2 protein-coding genes are annotated in these 786 nt (G+C 58.7%); both read right to left on the bottom strand.

Going from position 1 to position 786, the window contains the following annotated elements; translation table 11 throughout:
* Positions 1–87: 87 nt before the first annotated feature.
* Complete coding sequence (locus tag HMPREF2981_RS00335) at positions 88–324, bottom strand: hypothetical protein (RefSeq protein ID WP_004005769.1); 237 nt, start codon at positions 322–324, stop codon at positions 88–90.
* Positions 325–465: 141 nt separating this feature from the next.
* Positions 466–786, bottom strand: a 321-nt coding sequence (locus tag HMPREF2981_RS00330; protein ID WP_210398804.1) for a TilS substrate-binding domain-containing protein, incomplete at its 5' end; no start/stop codon positions are given.

Below are 786 nucleotides of genomic sequence, written 5' to 3'. Positions count from 1 at the left end.
GACTTAAATTCTGATGCGCGGCTTACGTTTCACGGGTGTCTGCTGGGGATGCTTTGGAAGAATGCTCCCGAAAACACGAGTAAACCGCTACCGCACTGCCTTCGCCGTCTGCTCGGCTAAGTAGGTTGCGGTTTTTAGATCAAGATTCAGCTCTGTGCGGCGCAGCTCGCGGATCAGCTGAACCTCATCCTTCGCGGGGTCAAGGCCCGCCTTGTCCGCTACGGAACGAGCCCAATCGATGGCGGCTTCCATCGGTTCGTCTGCCTTCGCGAAGAGAACGGCAAGTTCCGCCCTCGGGTTCTTATCGCTGCCAAAAAGTCCCATACTTTCTCCTTCCGCGTGCCGCTAAATCCTTGTGATATATCGAGATTCAAGGATTTTCAGTACCTTGCTATCTTAACACGGCACTATAGCCACTTTGAGAGATGCAACACAATAACTGGCTTATGAAGTCGAAGGCTTCTCTTACCGCTGGGAAACAAGTACCAGCGCATCCACGCGGGTGTCGGTGCGGGGGTCGTGTACCTTGCGGCGGCGGTAGGCGCTCACATGCCCGGGCAGCTGTACCGGCCCGGCGGTGGCGTGCTCGGCGACGAACTCGTCAAGCGCCTGCAGCCGCTCAAATCCGGGGTTCTCCCCCTGCGCGGCGCGGGTCGCCATGGCGAGCACGCGCATCCGAAGGGCAGAGTGCAGTGCCGCCGTTTCCGCACGATTCAGGGCAATAACTGTGGGAGTAGGTTTCTCTGGGGCAGCATCCGTGGAGTGGTTGCCGGGCACCGTATCAGC

It is taken from the genome of Rothia sp. HMSC069C01 (assembly GCF_001814655.1).
GTDB lineage: Bacteria > Actinomycetota > Actinomycetes > Actinomycetales > Micrococcaceae > Rothia > Rothia dentocariosa.
Note: the sequence above shows the minus strand (reverse complement) of the source record. Positions and strands in the feature narration are given on the sequence as shown.

Coding starts and splice junctions, on each gene's coding strand:
- HMPREF2981_RS00335 (WP_004005769.1), bottom strand. CDS start 324: ATGGGACTTTTTGGCAGCGATAAGAACCCGAGGGCGGAACTTGCCGTT.